Source organism: Burkholderia sp. E168m15 (assembly GCF_016586105.1).
Taxonomy (GTDB): domain Bacteria; phylum Pseudomonadota; class Gammaproteobacteria; order Burkholderiales; family Burkholderiaceae; genus Burkholderia; species Burkholderia orbicola.
Window position 1 is genome coordinate 14,160 of sequence record NZ_BCPO01000043.1, and the last position, 14,114, is coordinate 28,273.

Annotated in this window: 18 protein-coding genes; 11 read left to right on the forward strand and 7 right to left on the reverse strand. The window is 65.6% G+C overall.

Annotated features, from left to right (window positions below; translation table 11 throughout):
• The first annotated feature begins 70 nt into the window (after positions 1 to 70).
• On the forward strand, positions 71 to 628 hold the full coding sequence (locus JMF86_RS35000; protein WP_236593003.1) for a DUF6566 family protein: 558 nt from the start codon (positions 71 to 73) through the stop codon (positions 626 to 628).
• Between the two features lie 187 nt (positions 629 to 815).
• Positions 816 to 1,331 (forward strand): GNAT family N-acetyltransferase, encoded by a 516-nt coding sequence (locus tag JMF86_RS07645; protein WP_201316921.1) that lies wholly within the window; start codon positions 816 to 818, stop codon positions 1,329 to 1,331.
• Positions 1,332 to 1,425: 94 nt separating this feature from the next.
• Here JMF86_RS07645 and JMF86_RS07650 read toward each other — a convergent pair whose 3' ends face one another.
• Positions 1,426 to 1,890, reverse strand: coding sequence for a hypothetical protein (locus JMF86_RS07650; protein ID WP_027807372.1), 465 nt, complete (start codon positions 1,888 to 1,890; stop codon positions 1,426 to 1,428).
• 301 nt (positions 1,891 to 2,191) lie between these two features.
• Here JMF86_RS07650 and JMF86_RS07655 point away from each other — a divergent pair, with 301 nt between their 5' ends.
• On the forward strand, positions 2,192 to 2,587 hold the full coding sequence (locus JMF86_RS07655) for a hypothetical protein (RefSeq protein ID WP_201316903.1): 396 nt from the start codon (positions 2,192 to 2,194) through the stop codon (positions 2,585 to 2,587).
• Positions 2,588 to 2,791: 204 nt separating this feature from the next.
• The gene (locus JMF86_RS07660; RefSeq protein ID WP_201316904.1) at positions 2,792 to 2,929 is read left to right on the forward strand and encodes a hypothetical protein; all 138 of its coding nucleotides are present in this window, start codon (positions 2,792 to 2,794) and stop codon (positions 2,927 to 2,929) included.
• Between the two features lie 426 nt (positions 2,930 to 3,355).
• On the opposite strand, the gene JMF86_RS07665 is transcribed toward JMF86_RS07660, so the two are convergent.
• The gene (locus JMF86_RS07665; RefSeq protein ID WP_201316905.1) at positions 3,356 to 4,099 is read right to left on the reverse strand and encodes a DUF695 domain-containing protein; all 744 of its coding nucleotides are present in this window, start codon (positions 4,097 to 4,099) and stop codon (positions 3,356 to 3,358) included.
• A 190-nt stretch (positions 4,100 to 4,289) separates the two neighbouring features.
• Between JMF86_RS07665 and JMF86_RS07670 the strand changes: the two genes are divergently transcribed.
• The 4 genes from JMF86_RS07670 (at position 4,290) to JMF86_RS07685 (ending at position 6,164) form a co-directional block, all read left to right on the forward strand.
• Complete coding sequence (locus JMF86_RS07670; protein WP_011545327.1) at positions 4,290 to 4,598, forward strand: hypothetical protein; 309 nt, start codon at positions 4,290 to 4,292, stop codon at positions 4,596 to 4,598.
• Positions 4,599 to 4,638: 40 nt separating this feature from the next.
• Entirely contained in the window at positions 4,639 to 4,887 is a 249-nt protein-coding gene (locus JMF86_RS07675) for a hypothetical protein (RefSeq protein WP_201316906.1), read from the forward strand.
• A 100-nt stretch (positions 4,888 to 4,987) separates the two neighbouring features.
• Positions 4,988 to 5,530 (forward strand): aspartyl-tRNA synthetase, encoded by a 543-nt coding sequence (locus JMF86_RS07680; protein ID WP_201316907.1) that lies wholly within the window; start codon positions 4,988 to 4,990, stop codon positions 5,528 to 5,530.
• A gap of 160 nt (positions 5,531 to 5,690) precedes the next feature.
• On the forward strand, positions 5,691 to 6,164 hold the full coding sequence (locus tag JMF86_RS07685) for a VOC family protein (RefSeq protein ID WP_012328424.1): 474 nt from the start codon (positions 5,691 to 5,693) through the stop codon (positions 6,162 to 6,164).
• A 76-nt stretch (positions 6,165 to 6,240) separates the two neighbouring features.
• Here the strand turns inward: JMF86_RS07685 and JMF86_RS07690 are convergent, their stop codons facing one another.
• The gene (locus tag JMF86_RS07690; protein ID WP_201316908.1) at positions 6,241 to 7,212 is read right to left on the reverse strand and encodes a diguanylate cyclase; all 972 of its coding nucleotides are present in this window, start codon (positions 7,210 to 7,212) and stop codon (positions 6,241 to 6,243) included.
• Between the two features lie 263 nt (positions 7,213 to 7,475).
• On the opposite strand from JMF86_RS07690, the gene JMF86_RS07695 reads away from it, so the two are divergent.
• Positions 7,476 to 7,694, forward strand: a complete 219-nt coding sequence (locus JMF86_RS07695) for a hypothetical protein (protein WP_201316909.1) — start codon at positions 7,476 to 7,478, stop codon at positions 7,692 to 7,694.
• A 159-nt stretch (positions 7,695 to 7,853) separates the two neighbouring features.
• Here JMF86_RS07695 and JMF86_RS07700 read toward each other — a convergent pair whose 3' ends face one another.
• On the reverse strand, positions 7,854 to 8,477 hold the full coding sequence (locus tag JMF86_RS07700; protein WP_012328425.1) for a phospholipase D family protein: 624 nt from the start codon (positions 8,475 to 8,477) through the stop codon (positions 7,854 to 7,856).
• 344 nt (positions 8,478 to 8,821) lie between these two features.
• Entirely contained in the window at positions 8,822 to 9,310 is a 489-nt protein-coding gene (locus JMF86_RS07705) for a helix-turn-helix domain-containing protein (RefSeq protein WP_201316910.1), read from the reverse strand.
• Positions 9,311 to 9,497: 187 nt separating this feature from the next.
• On the opposite strand from JMF86_RS07705, the gene JMF86_RS07710 reads away from it, so the two are divergent.
• Both JMF86_RS07710 and JMF86_RS07715 read left to right on the forward strand, forming a co-directional pair.
• Entirely contained in the window at positions 9,498 to 9,935 is a 438-nt protein-coding gene (locus tag JMF86_RS07710; RefSeq protein ID WP_201316911.1) for a PaaI family thioesterase, read from the forward strand.
• A gap of 147 nt (positions 9,936 to 10,082) precedes the next feature.
• Entirely contained in the window at positions 10,083 to 11,135 is a 1,053-nt protein-coding gene (locus JMF86_RS07715) for an NADP(H)-dependent aldo-keto reductase (RefSeq protein ID WP_012328428.1), read from the forward strand.
• A 98-nt stretch (positions 11,136 to 11,233) separates the two neighbouring features.
• Here JMF86_RS07715 and JMF86_RS07720 read toward each other — a convergent pair whose 3' ends face one another.
• Together JMF86_RS07720 and JMF86_RS07725 are read right to left on the reverse strand one after the other, a co-directional pair.
• Positions 11,234 to 12,520 carry an MFS transporter gene (locus JMF86_RS07720; protein WP_201316912.1) on the reverse strand — a complete coding sequence of 429 codons (1,287 nt, stop codon included), beginning with the start codon at positions 12,518 to 12,520 and terminating at the stop codon, positions 11,234 to 11,236.
• A 36-nt stretch (positions 12,521 to 12,556) separates the two neighbouring features.
• On the reverse strand, positions 12,557 to 13,978 hold the full coding sequence (locus tag JMF86_RS07725) for a M20 family metallopeptidase (RefSeq protein ID WP_077179193.1): 1,422 nt from the start codon (positions 13,976 to 13,978) through the stop codon (positions 12,557 to 12,559).
• Between the last annotated feature and the right edge of the window lie 136 nt (positions 13,979 to 14,114).

The window sequence follows — 14,114 nt, forward strand, 5'->3', positions numbered from 1 at the left end:
GCTTCAAAAGAGCAATTGCGTAAAGCGCGCTGCGCGACAGCAACATCAAGTGCATGTAAGGGGACACCCTTTGCACAAGAGAATCAAATGCAATGGCGAGGAATTCGACGGTTACGAAATCATCGTCGAGTCCGTGCAGCCGGCGCCGGGTAGCATGTGGCCGCCGAACGTTCTGGTTAGTAAAGACGGAATCGAGTCGCCGCGGCGATATGACTTCGATACCGAATATCGGAAATCAGACGAAGCAACGAGGGCGGGTGTCGAAGTCGGGCGCGTGTTCGTGCGTGGTATCGGCCGATACCACCGCTTGTCCGGCATCTGCAATGTGATGCCGGAGAAGGCCTGGGCCTGCTTCGTTTCGCGTTTCCTTGTCGTTGCGCCGACAACGTTCGTACCAGTTTACCCGCAACGCTTCCTTACCCGCCTAAGGTTCCCGGCCATCGTGCCGTTATCTTGCCTGGACAGCCCTCGTGCCTCGAATGCTGATCCGTTTTCTTGCCTGTTCGCGCAAAACGCGGGCAGGCTTTTTTCGTTTACGCCCGTTCATAACAGATTGATTGGCGGAATCGAACAGAGGTTTGGCGCAAATCGACAAAGAGCAACAGTCTTACATGCGTGTAATGTGTGACCTTCCTCGTGCCCTCATGGTTTTGCAGGGCCGTTCGATCCCGACGACCGGAGAAGGTGTCGGGATTTTTTTTGCCCGCGTGGCGATCTCCCGACGACGGGCCCCTGCGAAATGCATCTCGCAAAGCACGGTATATTTTGCGACGACACATGTCGACCGAGAAAATCTGCAGAAGGAGTTGCTACCGATGCCGGTCACCCGGACCACACTGCGCGCGGCCACGCCACACGATGCGAACCACATCGCTCGCCTGCACACGCTGAGCTGGCAAACCGCCTATAGCCACATCCTTCCGGCCAGCTATCTGTCCGACGAGGTGCCGACGGAACATGCGGTCCGGTGGCGCAAATACTTCGATAGAAACGAGAACGAGTGGGGCCTCGTGCTGATTGCCGAGTCGAATGGCGAGCCGGTCGGCTTCGTCAGCGCCGAACGCCCCGTCGACCCGGCGCTTGGTGTGTTGCTCGACTGCCTGCACGTCCATCCTTCGCATCACGGCGGCGGCACCGGCAAGCGCATGATCGAAGCCGTTCGCGCATGGGCCCGGTCGATCGGCGTGGACAAGGTCCATCTGCAGGTGCTCGAGGGCAACGTGCGTGCGATCGGGTTCTACGAACACAACGGCTGGCAATTGGCCGGTGTCGAAACCAGCCGCATCGGCCGGACGGAAGTCACCGACCGGATTTACGCGATCCAGGCTTGAGCGCTTGCCGACATCGACACGAGCGGCGGAAAGCGAGGGCGGCTGCGGGTGGCCGCGATGGAAGCACCAGATGAAAGCCGCCCGGACTTTGACTTCACTCGCCGCAATACCGCACAAGCAAATCGGCTTCGGTCTCGTGGATTTCGACGGGCAAGATCGTGGCACCGGCATGCGCGAGATAGCGCGCGCGATGCTGGCCGTTACGGAACGATGCGACGCCGATTTTCGACAGGCCGGGAATGCCGAGCAATGTCCGCGTTCTCGTCTCGCGAAACGTGATGAACGGCATGTCCGGAATCCGCTCCCGGTTCGGATCGAGGAATTCGCGAATGCCCGCGGCCTTTCCAGGCGCCCAGTACTGAACCGACGGCAGCACATAGTCGGTGGTGTCGCGGTCGGCGCAGGCCAGCAGTTTCTTCAGGTCGATCGTCACGACCCGATGTCGAGAGTCGTCGGACGAGAATACCCGCTTGAGGTGCGTGTAGGCATAGGGCGCGTGCCCGGGAAGCTGGACGATCCAGACATCTACGCCGCTTTGTCGTGCGTGAGCGAGCGTCATGATTTCCTCTGGTGGCGCAAGCGGTCTTTGTGATTCGAGTTTAGCAGCGCGATGACGGCTGCGGAGCACGTCGATACCGGAAACAGGAAAACGGAGCGGCTGACGGCACCATCGAAAGAGTGGAAAAAAGATGAGAGCGGTCATACGTCGACCGTTCATATCGACAATTCGCGAGAATATCGCGATAACGCCAGCGAGAATGGCGTCCCGAGTGAAATTCACGCAAGATTCACACAGTGTCGCGAAGCACGTCTGGCGCGGGCATCATAAAAATCGAGAGAGCGGATTGAGCGGAGAAGCCATGTCGTCGAAACTCGAGATCGAATATCTCGATTGCCGTTTCACCGCGACGCTCGAAATCACGGAGTCCGGCCGTACCGTCGTTGTCGACAGGCAGCTCGAATCCGAGACGCGAAGCAAGACGCTCGCGTGGATCGTGTTCGATCGGTTTCTGGCGCGCAATGATTTCGCCGATGAAGAAGACGCACGCGCCAATATCGTCGCGTGGCTGGAGCAGCTTGCCGATCCGAGGCCCGTCGCATCGACCGGAATTGCGACGGCCAGCGCGATGGTAACCGGGACGGTGGCGACAGATTCGTCGACAGCCGGAATCGTCGGCGATGCCGCCATTGAAATCGTCAGCAATCTCGACTGGATCGCTTGGGTTGCCGACTGGTTTTGCGGTGGCTCGTCGTAGCAAAGAATGCGCGTTTTCGTGACGCAGATCATTGTGTGCGCGAAATTCTGCACGAAAAACGGAGTGGAAATCGCCTGGTATGAAAAAATAGAATAATCCTGCTTTGACAATACTCGCGACTTACCGGAAACTGCGCCCGGGCCTGAAAATTCCACTTGAATTAATACAAAATAAAACGCCAGAAATGAAAAAAGAACGCTGTCGATGGCCGTCGCAATGGCGACTGCCGCCGGCCTGACAGGTTGTACTGCGATGCGGTTCGAAGACGGCCGATACGAAGAAACGCTCGACCGGTTTCCCGTCAACGAGGCCGGCAAGCAACGCGTCGCGCTTGAATCATGACGATATGCGCCGGGACGCGAGCATGCCGGTTGCCGTCACGTTGTCACTAAAGGGTGAGTTGCCGCACAGACCGTCGCGCGACCCGCGATCACAATTTGACCGGTTGACCGTTCTTCCCCGGCCCGGTCAACCATTTCCCCGCTCGCTCGCGCAGGAGCGGGGGCTTTTTGCCCCTCGACGCCGGAAGGTTGCGTCGGCGGAACCGGACAGGCGTTCGGCGGGCTGCGCGACGGCACTCGTTCGCACCCCGACATCCGTTCGCCCGATCCGTACGAATTGCTTTCCTCGTGCCTGAGCGAACCCTCAGGCCCATCGCCGGTTGTTGCCGGCGATGCCTTGATCCCGGCGGCGCGTAACAACGCTGCCGGGATGTTTTTTGCGTCGCATGCGTGTCGTCACATCACGCGCAACCGGCACGCACTCCGCTTAACCTGCCTGTTCAACGCTGGTTTCCCATCCGTCGTAGTTCCCGCCGAGCGCGCGTACCTCGCGACTGAGCGCGACCGTATGGCGCGTGATGTCGGCAAGCGCCAGCGTGCTTTCGTGCGAAAACCGCACCGCCGACTTGCCGTCTTCGGTCGGCGCGACCGATTCGACCGGATAGCCTTTCGCTTCGGCCCAGTCCGCGAACTGGTGCGCGTCGCTCGGGTCGGGGAAGTATGCCCAGTGCATCACGCGCCGGCTCACGTCGGGCGCGTCGCCTTGCTGCCGCAGCCCATCCAGCGTGCGCATGTCGCGCATGATCTGCCAGTCGTCGTCGGTCGGGTAGAGCGTCTGCCAGTATGTCGTCTTGTCCGGATCGTCCTGATGGGCATACTGCAGCGCATAGGTCGTCTGGTCGGCCAGCGAGTCGACGATTTCCGCGGCTGCTTCTTCGTCGAACGGCACGTAGAAAAGAAAATCCCGGTTGCCGTCGACGGTGATGCGGCCGACCTGCACGCCGCCTTTCGCGATGATCGCGGCGTCGAGCAGATCCTCGATCTTCGCGAGATCGGCGAATTCGTCGCCGGTCGGCAGCCCTTCAGGCGATGGATGCACAAAGGGGACCCGCACGCTGAGCAGCGACGTGCGCGGATCGCCTTCGGCGATTTCCGCGAAGCCGTGGTTGAAGCTGATGAAAGCCTGATGGTCGCCCATTCTGGCAGGGAAGGTTCCCCAGGCGTCGCTCATGTGTTTCTCCCGTACACGATCGTCTGTTGACGGTTGCAAAGCGTCCCAATGTATCATCGAAAATCGCGTTGGCCGAAGCAGCGCACGCGATCGCAGGCCGTGCGCGCCGCGCGGGCGAGATCCGGGTTGGTCGCAGCGCGCCGCGCGCCGCATGCATGCGGCCGGCCGCAAAAATTCAAGGGAGATGCCGATGTCGACGTTTGCGGTGAATGGTGTCCGAATCGATCCGCTCAGCGCGCGCGTGACGCACGTGCGCTGGGCGGCCGTGAACCCGGCCGATCGCTCGTGGGCGGCGACGCCCCGCGAGGCCCCGGTGGCGGACGTGGCGCGCGCGCTCGCGTCCGGTAACGATGTCCGCGCGATCTTCTCGGCATCGGACACCACCGCAATCGGCCCCAGGCTGAAACGCGTGCTGTATCGCGATGCGTCCGAAGGCATCGAACTCGACATCGATGCAACGAGTGAGTCGCGCACGTTGCGCGATCTGCCGCAGATCTGACTGCGGGCCGTTACTCAAAACGAATCGCGCGAGCGTACTCATGATTCTCTCCAGATTCGCCATCGCCCCGCTGGCATTTGCGCTCTGTCTGGCGCTTGCCGCCTGCCAGACCGCGTCCGCGCCTGCGCCCGTGCAACCGTCGCCCGAGACCGCGTCGGCGACCGTTCCCGCCTCGTCGCCGCCGGCCGCGCCGATTCGCGGCATGGGCGTCGCGCCTCGTCTGGCAGGGCAGAGCCACTGGGCCATCGGGCAATGCACGACCAACGGTACCGTCAAGGTATGCAATTGACCGACGTCGGCGCAATGGCGCGTGATTCGCGCAGGGATCGGAATCCCGGCGTGCCGCCCGCGCCGATGGGCCGGCGGCCGTCGACACGAGCCAGCGGGCAATGAACGACGAACGCGAAACGACGGATTCGGGCTGGCACGTCGATCTCGTCGACGGAACGGTCACCGGTTCGTTGCCGGTCACGCTGGCAGTCGACAGCCGGAGCCTGAAAAGCAGGGCGGCCGTGTGTGCAGGGCTCGCCGCGGCGACCTTGTGTGGTTATGTGGCTGCCCCGACGCTCTGGCCGGTAGCGGCGCTGGCCGTGTTGCTGGCGCTGGCCAGTGCCGCGTTGTTCGTCTCGTCGCGGCGCAAGCTCGCGCTGCAGGTCGACGAGACGGGCTTCCGGCTGATCGGCTCCGCGCGCGAAAAACCCGTCACGCCGTGGCGTGACGTCACTGGATTCCGGATCGTCAGCGTTGCCGGAAATCGTTACATCGGCTATCAGTTCTCCGCCCATTCGTCGCGCACGAAGGTGCCGGGCGGCGTGATGCTGCCGATCGCCCGGTTTGCCGATCTTCCGCTCGATGCGGTGGCCGCGTTGCTGGAAGCCTGCCGCCGTCAATTCGGCCTGCCGGACGAACCGGCCGACCGAACGGGCCGATGACGCCCGATGCGGCGTCCTGCGCCCTCATCAGTCAGGCGAACAAAAAAATCCTGGGCACCGTGTCGATTTCCGTCGGCGTCGTCCGTCGTAGCATCGGAGGCGTGCGCATCGCGCGTCCGTCCCGATTTTTGATATGACAACCGACTGAAGGAGCGACACCATGCCCACGTCCGTCAAGCCGATCCCGGAAGGGATGCGCACGCTGACCCCGCATCTGATCTGTGCGGGTGCAACCGCGGCCATCGATTTCTACAAGCGCGCATTCAATGCGACCGAACAGTTTCGCCTCGCGATGCCCGACGGCCGGCTCGCGCATGCGTGCCTTGCGATTGGCGATTCGACGCTGATGCTGGTGGATGAAATGCCCGAGCATGGTGCGCTGGGCCCGAAGGCGCTGAAAGGCACGCCCGTCTGCCTGCATCTGTACGTGCCGGACACCGATGCGGCGATCGCGAAGGCGGTCGAAGCCGGCGCGACGGTCACGATTCCGGCCGCCGACATGTTCTGGGGCGACCGTTACGGGCAGGTCGAGGATCCGTTCGGGCATCGCTGGTCGCTGGCGACGCATCAGCGCGACCTGACGCCCGAGCAGATCGCGGACGCAATGGCCAGCGCGCCGCCCTGCGGCAGTTGAACCGGCGCCTTGTACGCTCGTGGCCGAGCGCGGCGCGCCCGGTTGATCCCGCCGCGCCCGCTTCGCTCGCCTGCGGTCATGCGCCGGCCGTCCTGCCGCGCTGCTTGTGTTCGTACATCAGGCGATCGGCCGACGCAAGCAGCTCGGCGACGGTGCGATGACGTGCGCGATCATAGGCAACGTGGCCGACGCTGAAGCGGATCGCATAGCCGCGTGCGTCGGCTGCGTTGCGCTGCGCGAGCGCCTGCGTCACACGTTCGACGGGTTCGGCGACATCGGCCGGATCGGCGGCGCTCAACAGCACGACGAACTCGTCGCCGCCGAGCCGTGCGATGACGTCGCTGTCGCGCAGCGCACCCGTCAACGTCTCGGCGAACGCCTTGAGCGCGCGATCGCCTTCGGCGTGACCGAAGCGGTCGTTGATCGCCTTGAAATCGTTCAGGTCGAAGAACAGCAGCACGACGTGACGGCCGACGCGATCGCACAGGCTCAGCACATGGCGGGCCAGAATCTCGAAGCCGCGCCGGTTCGTCAGCTGCGTGAGTTCGTCGGTGGTCGCGAAATGCAGCGCGGCGATCTCGCGCTCGGTCATGTGGGCAAGATCGCCGAGCAGTGCGAGTTCGTCGGGTTCGAGCGAGCGGGGGCGCGTGTCGATCAGGCACAGCGTGCCGACGGGGGCGCCGTTCGGTGCGGTGAGCGGCCGGCCGGCGTAGAAACGGATGCCGGGCGTGCCGGTGACGAGCGGGTTGTCGTGGAAGCGATCGTCGTTCAGTGCATCCTGGATCACCATCGTATCGCCCGAGAGCAGTGCGTGCGCGCAGAACGATACGTCGCGCGGCGTCTGCGTGGCGTCGAGGCCCGCATGACTCTTGAACCACTGGCGATTCGCGTCGACGAGGCTGACGAGGGCGATCGGTACGTCGAACAATCGTCGCGCGAGACGCGTCAGGCGATCGAAGCGCTCTTCGGGCGGTGTATCGAGGATCGAGAGCGAATGAAGCGTATCGAGCCGGGCCGCCTCGTCGGCCGGTTTCGGTGCGATTTGCATAGGTCTTGTCTCTTGTCCCGGCCGTCGAGCCGTCATGGGTCGTACGTCGGACAGTATCGCGCATTCTTCGATGCATCGCCATGCCGCACGTCTCGCGGCTGCGGGGATCGGCTCCGTGAGGGCCGGCGAAGATACGGTGAGAAGCCGGTGTCATCGCCCCGTGTTGCGTCCTGATGCGGAATCGGGCAGCCGATACCTCAAGGTGCGCGTCGCCATGCCGTAAAACAGGACGAGTCCAATCGTTCATCGCATCCCATCGCACCATGGTTCGAATTCTTTACGCGGGTTATCTCGCGTTTGCGCTGTATCTCCTTTACCCGTTGGTGCACGACACGCTGACATTCAGTACCGATTGCGTGCGCAGTGCGCTGCCGATGGGTGCCCCCTGGCTGTCGCCGAATGCGGCAAGCAGTGCGGACGAGCACGCGAACCGCTGTGTGTCGAGCCCGCATGTCGGCATCGCGACCGGGCGGGGGGCCTGACATCCATTGAATGCGGCGGCGTTGCGCGCGACGGGCGCTTCGCAACGCGGCATGCTGGCCATTCGGCCGAATTGAACATCGGGCCGCGCTCGCCGATCATCTGCAACACGTCGCGTGCATGCGAGCGATCGGGCGTCGGGCGAGAGCGCGTGTCGCGCGTCAGTAACTGGAGCGGTACGGCGTGCCTTGATCGAAGCGGCTTTGCCAGTGCGTGAGGTAGCGCGACGCGAGTTGCGGATTGTTCCAGACCACCACGACGTTCTCCGAATTGCGGCTGGCTGCCGACGCGCTGTAGTTGAACGAACCCGTTTCGACGTGCTCGGCGTCGATCACGAGGTACTTGTCGTGATGGATCGCATAGGCGTCGATCGTGCGCGTCGGAATGCCCGCGTTGACGAGCAGGTTCAGTGCCTGCTTGCTGTTCTTCGCGCGGTTGCCCTTGTCGTCGACGACCACCGCGACATTGACGCCGCGGCGCTTGGCGGCAAGCAATGCACGCGTGACGGGCGGCGACGTGAACGAGTAGGCGGCAACCCGGATCGAGCTGCGCGCCGCGCCGATCGCTTTCAGCACGAGCGCCTCGGCGCCGCCGTCCGGCGAGAAGGCCGATTCGACGACCTGGGTCGCGGGTGCTTCGTGAGTGGGAGCCGGCAGCCATCGCGACACGAGGTCGATCGCTTGCTGGAGCAGCGATTCGCTTTGCGTCTTGCCGAAGGCGGCGAACGGGGTGGCGAGCAGGGAAGCGGCGAGACAGGCGGCGGCGAGGCGATTGCGCGACAACATCTTGGACAGCGAATAATTTCGAGACAGCGGGCCGTGAGTGTAACGCACGCGTGGCGGCCCGGTCACGTGCGGATGCGAAGCGCTGGTCCACGCGGTGATCGGCACGGGTGGAGAGGGTGACGCAAAGTTGCGTCATGCAGCCCGCGTGTGCGAGCGGGGCGATCGACGGATAGCGGATCGGGCCGCGATGGCATGCGATTGCGTTCGTCGTTGCAAGGCGCTTGCGTGGCGAGCAACGCGCGCGCCCCGGTTGGAAGGACCTGGACTCAATGCGGCCCATGGCCGAAGCGTATGTGCAGCGAGTGCGTCAGACAGTCATTCGCGAGCCGCGTGTAGCGCGTCCGTCAATCCCTGGCTGCAGACGCCTCAGCCCCGTCGGACACGATCCACCCGGGCCCGGGCTCGGGCTGCACGTCGCGCGCGTCGAGTGGTTCGCCACAGGCCGAGCACACGGTCACCGCGTGAATCAGTTGCCCGCAGGTTCGGTGGCGCAATTGCACCGGCGGCCCCTGGCCGTCGTCCTTCCAGCGGTCGCCCCACGCCATGAGCGCGAGCAGGGCCGGGTAGAGGTCGAGCCCCTTTTCGGTCAGCCGGTATTCGAAGCGCGGCGGGCGCTCCTGGTACGCGCGCTTGACGAGCACGCCTTCGTCGACGAGTCGCGCCAGCCGTTCAGCCAGCACGTGGCGCGTCACGCCAAGCTGGGTCTGGAACGCATCGAAGCGGCGGCAGCCGAGGAACGCGTTGCGCAGGATCAGCATGGTCCAGCGGTCGCCGAGCACGGCGAGCGTGCGCGCGACCGAACAGTTCAGCGTGCCGATGTCATCCCATTTCATCGTCGAGTCTCTCGTCTCTTGCGGCGGTCGTGCGGCGGTTCAGCGAAATAGCGGGTTCGATTATAGAACCCGCCTTCGGTCGCAACGGGCGCGGCCGCGTTGACAACGGCCGGCATCGTTGACAATAATGAGTTCCAATTTAGAACTTACTCGCGCGGCGACGCGCTTTCAACCCGGAGACAACCCGATGAACCCGTTTTCCCTGTCTGGCCTCGACCTGCTGCGTGCCGCCGTGTCGGGCGACGCGCCCTTGGCATCGATTTCCGAGACGATCCCGATGCGTCCGCTCGACGTCGAGCTCGGTTACGTGAAGTTTTCGGCGCGGGCGGACGGCCGGCACCTGAACCCGCTGGGCGGTGTGCACGGCGGGTTCGCCGCGACGGTGCTCGATTCGGTCACCGGGTGCGCGGTGCATTCGATGCTCGACGCGGGCGTCGGTTACGGCACCGTCGATCTGCACGTGAAGATGCTGCGGCCCGTGCCGCGCGACGTCGAGCTGATCGCGGAAGGGCGCGTGATTCACCTGTCGCGTTCGCTGGGTGTCGCGGAGGGCACGCTGAAGACGCCGGACGACAAGATCGTCGCGCACGCGTCGGCGACCTGCTTCATCCAGCGGCCGCAGTGACGGGAGGGGGCGACACCCCCGTCCGGGCGGGCGCGTGAGCGTGCGGAGCAGCGCCGAAGGCCGCTTGTAAGCGTGCGCGGGGCCCATCTGAAGCAGTGGCTTCAATGTGATAGCGTTCCTGCTTTCCACCGACGCGACAGGAACAGCATGGAATACCGCACACTCGGCGATTCGGGCATCGAGGTCAGCCTGATCGGTCTCGGCACGATGACGTGGGGCGAGCAGAACTCGGAGCGCGACGCGCACGAGCAGATCGACTACGCGCTCGGACACGGCGTGACGCTGATCGATGCCGCGGAGATGTATCCGGTGCCGCCGAAGCCCGACACGCAGGGCCGCACCGAGCAGTACATCGGCACCTGGATCGCGCAGCATCGCGCGCAGCGCGACCGCATCGTGCTCGCAACGAAGATCGCCGGGCCGGCGCGGCAGCCGCACAATCCGCGTCATATTCGCGGCGAGGGCAACCAGTTCGACCGCAAGAACCTGACCGAAGCGCTCGACGGCAGCCTCAAGCGCCTGCAGACCGACTACGTCGATCTCTACCAGTTGCATTGGCCCGATCGCAGCACGACCACCTTCGGCCGTCCCGCGTATCCGTGGGTCGACGACGCGTACACGGTGCCGATCGAGGAAACGCTCGGCGTGCTCGCGGAATTCGTGAAGGCCGGCAAGGTGCGCGCGATCGGCGTGTCGAACGAAACGCCGTGGGGTGTCGCGCAGTTCCTGCGCGCGGCCGAGCGGCTCGGGCTGCCGCGCATCGCGAGCATCCAGAATCCGTACAGCCTGCTGAACCGCACGTTCGAGAACGGGCTGTCGGAGTTCACGCATCGCGACGGCGTCGGCCTGCTCGCGTATTCGCCGCTCGCATTCGGCTGGCTGTCGGGCAAGTACGAGAACGGCGCGCGTCCGGCCGGCGCGCGGATCACGCTGTTCGAGCGCTTCCAGCGCTACAGCAAGCCGCAAGCCGTCGAGGCGACGTCGCGTTACGTCGCGCTCGCGCAGCGTCACGGGCTGTCGCCCGCGCAACTGGCGCTCGCGTTCGTCAACAGCCGCCCGTTCGTGCGCAGCAACCTGGTCGGCGCGACGTCGCTCGAGCAGTTGAAGGAGAACATCGGCAGCGTCGACGTGACGCTGTCCGACGAGATCCTCGCAGAGATCGACGCATTGCACGAACGGCAGCCGAACCCGGCGCCGTAAACGGCGCGCGGCCCGCGCGGCAGCGATGCCGCGACGGGCCGAGTCGCACCGAGTCCGGCGGTTTCAGCGGCAGCCTTGCTGCGCCGCCGTTTCTCGCGTCAGCGCATTTTCAGCCGCGTGCGCGCGACGAACAGCGCGGCGAGGCTTAGCAGCGCACATCCCATCAGATAGAGCGCCGGCGACAGCCGGTTGCCGGTCGTGCTGATCAGCCAGGTGATGACGAACGGCGCGAAGCCGCCGAACAGCGTGACGCCGGTGTTGTAGCTGACGGCGAGCCCGGTGGCGCGCGTCTGCGACGGGAACAGTTCGGCCATCAGCGCCGGCAGCGCGCCGCAGTACATCGCCTTCAGCGCGCCGATCCAGACCAGTGCGGCGAGCATCGTCGCGAACGACGCGTGGCGCGTGAGCCACGCGAACGTCGGCCACACGGTCAGGAGCATCAGCACGGCCGCGACCGCCATCATGCGGATTCGCCCGGTGCTGTCGGACAGATGGCCGACGACCGGCGTGACGAGCGTCAGCACGAAGCCGGTCGCGAGCGTCGCCGCGAAACCGGTCGATGCGGGTAGCCCGAGCTGCTTGATCGCGTAGGTCGGCATGTACAGGATCATGTAGTTGATCGCGGTCGAGATCACGAGCGCGCCGACCGACAGCAGCAGCCGCAGCTTCTGATCCGCGAACAGTTCGCGCACCGGCGCTTCGGAGCGCGCCTGCGTCTTGAACTCGACGCCTTCGTCGACGTAGCGGCGGATGTACAGCCCGACCGGGCCGATCGCGAGGCCGAACAGGAACGGCACGCGCCAGCCCCAGCTTTCGAGTTGCGCGGTGGTCAGCGTGGCCGTCAGCAGCGCGCCGAAGCCCGACGCGAGCAACGTCGCGAGGCCCTGGCTCGCGAACTGCCAGCTCGACATGAAGCCGCGCCGCTGCGGCGCGTGCTCGACGAGAAACGCGGTCGAACTCGCGAATTCGCCGCCGGCGGAAAAGCCCTGCATCAGCCGCGACAGCATGATCCCGAGCGGCGCGAGCATGCCGATCGATGCGTAGGTCGGCATCAGCGCGATCAGCAGCGTGCCGGCCATCATCATCGCGATCGACAGCAGCAGCGACGCCTTGCGGCCCGCGCGGTCGGCATACGCGCCGAGCACGAAGCCGCCGATCGGCCGGATCAGGTACGACAGCCCGAACGTGCCGAGCGTCAGCATCAGCGACGTCGCTTCGCTCGTGGCCGGGAAGAACAGCTTGGCGATCGTCACCGCGAAGAAGCCGTAGACGATCAGGTCGAACCATTCGAGTGCGTTGCCGATCGACGCCGCGAAGATGATGCGCCGGATCTTCGCGGCGCTGGGGCGCGCGGCGTCCTGCGAGGTCAGGGTGGTCGTATTCATCGTGTGTGCAGGTCCCGTGAAAAGGGGCGAAGCGCGTTACAGGGCGGCGCCGGCCGCGGCGGATGCCGCGCGGCGAACGGGCGGCGCGTCGTCGCCGAGATCCCAGAAGAGGCCGGCCATCATCTGCAGCCCCTCGCTGACGACGCTCGCGAGCAGATGCTCGTCGGGCGCGTGCTGCGAGCACGCCGGGTACGAGTGCGGCACCCACAGCGTCGGCAGCCCGAGCGTGTCGGCGAACACGTCGTTCGGCAGCGTGCCGCCGAGATTTGGCAGGATCGCGGGCTTCTTGCCGGTGGTGCGCGCGAGCGACGCGACGGCCCAGCGGACCCACGGATCGTCCGGCGGCACGCGCGTCGCCGGTGCGCCGCGTTCGACGTCGATCTCGACGTCGGCGAAGCCGTGCGCATCGAGGTGCGCGCGCAGGTGCGCCTGCAGCGCTTCCCAGTCGGTGCCGACGACGAAGCGCAACTGGCAGTGCGCATACGCGGCGGGCGGGATCGCGTTCACGGGATGCTCCGGATTGCCGGCCTTGAACGCGAGGATTTCGAGCGTATTCCAGCCGAACACGCGCTCGGCCGCGGACAGGCCGGGCTCGCCCCAGTCGGCGTCGAGCGCCGGGTCGCCGGGACCGCCGCCGACCGACAGATCGGCGAGCGCGTCGCGCACCGCGGCCGGGATCGGCGGCGGGCGCAGCCCCGCGACGCGAATCGCGCCGCGCGCGTCGACGAGGCTCGCGAGCGCATGCGCGAGCACGATCGCCGGGTTGCGCAGCAGTCCGCCCCAGTTGCCGGAATGATGCGCGCCGTCGCGGGCGCGCAGGCTCAGCTTGAAGTTGACCGCACCGCGCGAGCCGAGGAATACCGTCGGGCGCGCGGCGGCGATGCGCGGGCCGTCGGACGCGATCAGCACGTCGGCCGCGAGCGCGTCGCGCTCCTGGCGGCACAGCGCGTCGAGGCCCGGCGAGCCGGTTTCCTCGCCCATCTCGATCAGCAGCTTCGCGTTGAAGCCGAGCCGGCCGCCGCGTGCGTGGAGCACGCTCGCCAGCGCGGCCAGGTTGATCGTGTGCTGGCCCTTGTTGTCGGCGCTGCCGCGGCCGTACCAGCGGTCGCCGTCGGCCGTCAGCGTCCACGGCGACAGCGGCGCGCGCCACTGCGCGTCGTAGCCGCGCACGACGTCGCCGTGGCCGTAGATCAGCACGGTCGGCAGCGCGTCGTCTTCGTGGCGCGACGCGAGCAGGAACGGCCCGCCGCCGTCGACGGGGTTGTCGACGATCCGCGACGTGAAACCGAGGCGGGCGGCCTCCGGCGCGATCTCGTCGGTCAGGTAGGCGCGCAGCGCGGCTTCGTTGCCGCGGTCCTGGCTTTCGGTGCGCAGGCCGACGCGGCGGCTCAGGGTCGTGAAGAACGCACCGGACTCGAACTGGTTCAGCGCGTGCTGGATGGCGGCGGTACGGCTCAAATCGGGTCTCCTCGGTCGGGTTCGCCGTGCGCGGGCCGCGCAGGCAACGTGAAGTGCGATCGATTCTAGGAAGCCGGTTTTTTTGTCACAATGATCGAATTTCGAACCTTTCTTTGCCGAAAAGGCAAAGCAGCGC

Excerpts from the sequence above, each read along its gene's own strand:
- JMF86_RS07660 (WP_201316904.1), top strand. The coding sequence starts at position 2,792 with ATGGCCGTCGCAATGGCGACTGCCGCCGGCCTGACAGGTTGTACTGCG.
- JMF86_RS07645 (WP_201316921.1), top strand. The coding sequence starts at position 816 with ATGCCGGTCACCCGGACCACACTGCGCGCGGCCACGCCACACGATGCG.
- JMF86_RS07710 (WP_201316911.1), top strand. The coding sequence starts at position 9,498 with ATGAACCCGTTTTCCCTGTCTGGCCTCGACCTGCTGCGTGCCGCCGTG.
- JMF86_RS07695 (WP_201316909.1), top strand. The coding sequence starts at position 7,476 with ATGGTTCGAATTCTTTACGCGGGTTATCTCGCGTTTGCGCTGTATCTC.
- JMF86_RS07675 (WP_201316906.1), top strand. The coding sequence starts at position 4,639 with ATGATTCTCTCCAGATTCGCCATCGCCCCGCTGGCATTTGCGCTCTGT.
- JMF86_RS07655 (WP_201316903.1), top strand. The coding sequence starts at position 2,192 with ATGTCGTCGAAACTCGAGATCGAATATCTCGATTGCCGTTTCACCGCG.
- JMF86_RS07705 (WP_201316910.1), bottom strand. The coding sequence starts at position 9,310 with ATGAAATGGGATGACATCGGCACGCTGAACTGTTCGGTCGCGCGCACG.
- JMF86_RS07720 (WP_201316912.1), bottom strand. The coding sequence starts at position 12,520 with ATGAATACGACCACCCTGACCTCGCAGGACGCCGCGCGCCCCAGCGCC.
- JMF86_RS07700 (WP_012328425.1), bottom strand. The coding sequence starts at position 8,477 with ATGTTGTCGCGCAATCGCCTCGCCGCCGCCTGTCTCGCCGCTTCCCTG.
- JMF86_RS07715 (WP_012328428.1), top strand. The coding sequence starts at position 10,083 with ATGGAATACCGCACACTCGGCGATTCGGGCATCGAGGTCAGCCTGATC.
- JMF86_RS07685 (WP_012328424.1), top strand. The coding sequence starts at position 5,691 with ATGCCCACGTCCGTCAAGCCGATCCCGGAAGGGATGCGCACGCTGACC.
- JMF86_RS07650 (WP_027807372.1), bottom strand. The coding sequence starts at position 1,890 with ATGACGCTCGCTCACGCACGACAAAGCGGCGTAGATGTCTGGATCGTC.
- JMF86_RS07690 (WP_201316908.1), bottom strand. The coding sequence starts at position 7,212 with ATGCAAATCGCACCGAAACCGGCCGACGAGGCGGCCCGGCTCGATACG.
- JMF86_RS07680 (WP_201316907.1), top strand. The coding sequence starts at position 4,988 with ATGAACGACGAACGCGAAACGACGGATTCGGGCTGGCACGTCGATCTC.
- JMF86_RS07670 (WP_011545327.1), top strand. The coding sequence starts at position 4,290 with ATGTCGACGTTTGCGGTGAATGGTGTCCGAATCGATCCGCTCAGCGCG.
- JMF86_RS07665 (WP_201316905.1), bottom strand. The coding sequence starts at position 4,099 with ATGAGCGACGCCTGGGGAACCTTCCCTGCCAGAATGGGCGACCATCAG.